The organism is Brevundimonas sp., assembly GCF_018608325.1.
Taxonomy (GTDB): Bacteria; Pseudomonadota; Alphaproteobacteria; order Caulobacterales; family Caulobacteraceae; genus Brevundimonas.
On the sequence record NZ_JABAZW010000121.1, the window covers coordinates 4,968 to 8,899 of the forward strand.

3 protein-coding genes are annotated in these 3,932 nt (G+C 64.8%); all 3 read left to right on the top strand.

Going from position 1 to position 3,932, the window contains the following annotated elements:
* Positions 1 to 1,351: glycine--tRNA ligase subunit beta (locus QZ281_RS12025; protein ID WP_292228664.1), on the top strand; the 1,351-nt coding region annotated here is incomplete at its 5' end.
* Between the two features lie 209 nt (positions 1,352 to 1,560).
* Complete coding sequence (locus QZ281_RS12030; RefSeq protein WP_292228667.1) at positions 1,561 to 2,517, top strand: DMT family transporter; 957 nt, start codon at positions 1,561 to 1,563, stop codon at positions 2,515 to 2,517.
* A gap of 165 nt (positions 2,518 to 2,682) precedes the next feature.
* Positions 2,683 to 3,932: PEP/pyruvate-binding domain-containing protein (locus QZ281_RS12035; RefSeq protein ID WP_292228669.1), on the top strand; the 1,250-nt coding region annotated here is incomplete at its 3' end.

Below are 3,932 nucleotides of genomic sequence, written 5' to 3' on the forward strand. Positions count from 1 at the left end.
CAACAGCCGCGTCCTGTCCGCCCGCCTGAACGACGCCCGCTTCTTCTGGGACGAGGACCAGAAGGTCGGCTTCGACGCCTGGAACGCCAAACTGTCCGGCGTCACCTTCCACGCCAAACTGGGCACCCTGGCCGAGCGTGTTGAGCGTATCGCCGCCCTGGCGCGTGAGATCGCCCCGCTGGTCGGCGCCGACGCCGATCAGGCGCAAACCGCCGCGCGTCTGTCCAAGGCCGATCTGGCCTCAGGCATGGTGGGCGAGTTCCCGGAACTGCAGGGCGTCATGGGCGGGTACTACGCCCGTCTGGCGGGCCAGCCCGACGCCGTCGCCGACGCCATTCGCGACCACTACAAGCCCCAAGGCCCCGCCGACACGGTCCCGACCGCGCCGGTGACGGTCGCCGTCGCTCTGGCCGAGAAGTTGGACACGCTGGTCGGCTTCTTCGCGATTGATGAGAAGCCCACGGGGTCGAAAGACCCGTTCGCCCTGCGCCGTGCTGCGCTGGGCGTGATCCGGCTGGTGCTTGATAATGGGGTGCGTGGTGGATACTGGCACTCGCTGCGGGTGGTACGTGTTACGCCAGTAATAAACGATTTCATCTCTGGCATGAGATCACTTGAGGTGGCTGAAAAGGGCCGTCTCGAACAGGCGGCGCGCACTTTGGCAGATTTCGATATTTTGCCGATGCAGGTCCGTAACGAAGTTGATGGGTTGATATCTAGCGGTTCTAAATTTGACGAAACCGTTGCTTCGCATCCTGCCTATACAAAGGCGCTAGATGATCTTTCAGATGCGGTTGTAAAAGAACTTGAGATTCACAAGAGCGTCGAACGTGATCTCCTCGCCTTCTTCGCCGACCGCCTGACCGTACTTCTGCGCGACCGTGGCCAACGCCATGATCTCGTCGCCGCTGTCTTCGCTCTGGGCGACGACGACCTTGTCCGCATCGTGCGTCGGGTGGAGGCGCTAGCCGCCTTCCTGGCAACTGACGACGGGGCGAACCTGTTGGCGGGGTACAAGCGCGCCTCCAACATCCTGCGCGCCGAAGAGAAGAAGGGGCCTGTGCCGACCGGCATGGTCCGCACCGGCCTGCTGAACCAGCCCGAGCCGGAAACGGCCCTGGCCTTCGCCGTCGGCGCGGCCCAGACCGCCGTGGACATCGCACTGGACGCCGAGGACTTCGCCGCCGCCATGACGGCGTTGGCCGCCCTGCGCGCCCCGGTGGACGCCTTCTTCACCGATGTTCTGGTCAACTCCGACGTGGCTGAGGAGCGGGATAACCGCCTGAAGCTGTTGGGTCAGGTCCGCGAAGTCATGGGCAAGGTCGCGGACTTCGGCCAGATCGCGGGGTAGGGCCTGAGCCAAAACCGTCATTCCGGGGCGTCCGAAGGACGAACCCGGAACCCAGGAGGCGCGCATCAGGCTTCAAATGTGTCCAGCAGCGCGCGTGCGGCCCTGGGTTCCGGGTTCTTCGCTGCGCTCAGCCCCGGAATGACGAATGTGGGCGGCTGGTTGAGGAGGGACGGCTTCCCCTTCCTGTCCGCGCGGCCTAAAGCGCGGCCATGTCTTCCAGTCTGTTCACCACCCGCAGTTCGGTCTTTGCTCTGGCGACCCTGTGCTGCTTCCTGTGGGGCAGTGCGTTTCCGGCGATCAAGGCGGGATTCGCCCTGCTGGCCGTAGCGCCGTCCGACATTGCCAGCCAGATGCTGTTCGCGGGATGGCGGTTCGCGCTGGCGGGGCTGATCCTGCTGGTGCTGGCGGCGGTCATGAAGAAGACGGTGTTCCGCCTGTCGCTGGCGCAGTTCCGGCAGGTTGGGCTGCTGGGCCTGACCCAGACCACGATCCAGTATGTCTTCTTCTATACGGGCGTGGCCCATGCGACGGGCGCCAAGGCGTCGATCACCAACGCCACCTCGACCTTCTTCAGCGTCATGCTGGCCCATTTCATCTATGCCGACGACCGGCTGAACGGGCGAAAGGCGCTGGGCTGCCTGATCGGGTTCGTCGGGGTCATGCTGGTCAATCTGGACCGGGCGGGACCGAACGGGCTGGGGGTGGATTTCAGCCTGCTGGGCGAAGGCTTCATCGTCATCGCCGCCTTCGTGCTGGCCGCCGCCTCCATCTATGGCAAGCGGGTGTCGCGGACACTGGACCCGATGGTGATGACGGGCTGGCAGTTGACCATCGGCGGGGTGGTGCTGACGGTGATCGGTTTGGCGGGCGGCGGGCATCTGGCGGCGTTCGGATGGGAGGCGACGCTGCTGCTGGCCTATATGGCGCTGTTGTCCTCGGCGGCGTTCGCGATCTGGAGCCTGCTGCTGAAGCATAATCCGGTGGGCATGATCGCGGCCTTCAACTTCCTGATCCCGGTGTTCGGGGTGGTGCTGTCGGGCCTGTTCCTGGGCGAGACGATCCTGAAATGGAGCTATCTGGGCGCACTGATTCTGGTGTGCGTGGGCATCTGGCTGGTGACCCGGACGCCGCGCGTCAGGCCGTTAGCGCTCTCAAAGACCGGATGAATTTAATCCTGCGACGGAATGGCGAAGTTTGGTCACGTTTTGTTACGTGCGGCCTCGCCTTCGCGTTCGCAGCATTGTAGTCAGGGCCACCGCGAGCGGGGGACAACCCGCCGCATCTTTACACGCGGGTGAAGGCCCGCCTGACCACGGCTCAGGGACTGCAAGATGACCAAGTGGGTGTACGGCTTCGGCGGAGGCTCTGCTGACGGCGATGCGTCGATGAAGAACCTTTTGGGCGGCAAGGGTGCGAACCTGGCCGAAATGTCCGCCCTGGGCCTGCCGGTGCCGCCCGGCTTTACCGTCACCACCGAGGTCTGCACCCACTATTACGCCAATGGCGAGACCTATCCGGCCGACCTGCAGGCGCAGGTTCAGGCGGCGCTGGAGCAGGTCGAAGGCGTGGTCGGCAAGACGTTCGGCGATGTCGAAAACCCGCTGCTGGTCTCGGTGCGCTCGGGCGCGCGGGCCTCGATGCCGGGCATGATGGACACCGTCCTGAACCTGGGCCTGAACGACCAGACGGTCGAAGGCTTGGCGAAACTGTCGGGTGACCGCCGCTTCGCCTTCGACAGCTACCGTCGTTTCATCACCATGTATTCGAACGTGGTGCTGGGCCTCAGCCATGACGATTTCGAAGAGGTGCTGGACCAGCACAAGGACCGTCTGGGCGTCACCGTCGACACCGACCTGAGCGCCGCGGACTGGGAGAAGGTGGTCGCTGACTACAAGGCCGTGGTCGAGCGCGAGTTGGGTCACGCCTTCCCGCAGGATCCCAAGGACCAGCTGTGGGGCGCCGTCGGCGCCGTGTTCGAAAGCTGGATGAACGACCGGGCGAAATTCTATCGCCGCATGCACGACATCCCCGAAAGCTGGGGCACCGCCGTCAACATCCAGTCGATGGTGTTCGGCAATATGGGCGAGACCTCGGCGACGGGCGTGGCCTTCACCCGCAACCCCTCGACCGGCGAGGCGCGCCTGTACGGCGAGTTCCTGATCAACGCCCAGGGCGAGGATGTGGTCGCGGGCATCCGCACGCCCCAGTCCCTGACCAAGATCGGCCGCGAGGAGATGGGCGAAAAGGCCCCCTCGATGGAAGAGGCCATGCCGGAAGTCTTCGGCCAGTTCGTAGAGGTCGTCGGCAAGCTGGAAAGCCACTACCGCGACATGCAGGACATCGAGTTCACGGTCGAACAGGGCCGTCTGTGGATGCTGCAGACCCGCAACGGCAAGCGCACGGCCAAGTCGGCGCTGAAGATCGCCGTCGATCTGGCCGCCGAGGGCGTGATCTCTCAGGAAGAGGCCATCAGCCGCGTCGAGCCTGCGTCACTGGACCAACTGCTGCACCCGACGCTGGACCCCAATGCGGAACGTCGCGTGGTGGCGGCGGGCCTGCCGGCCTCGCCCGGTGCGGCGAT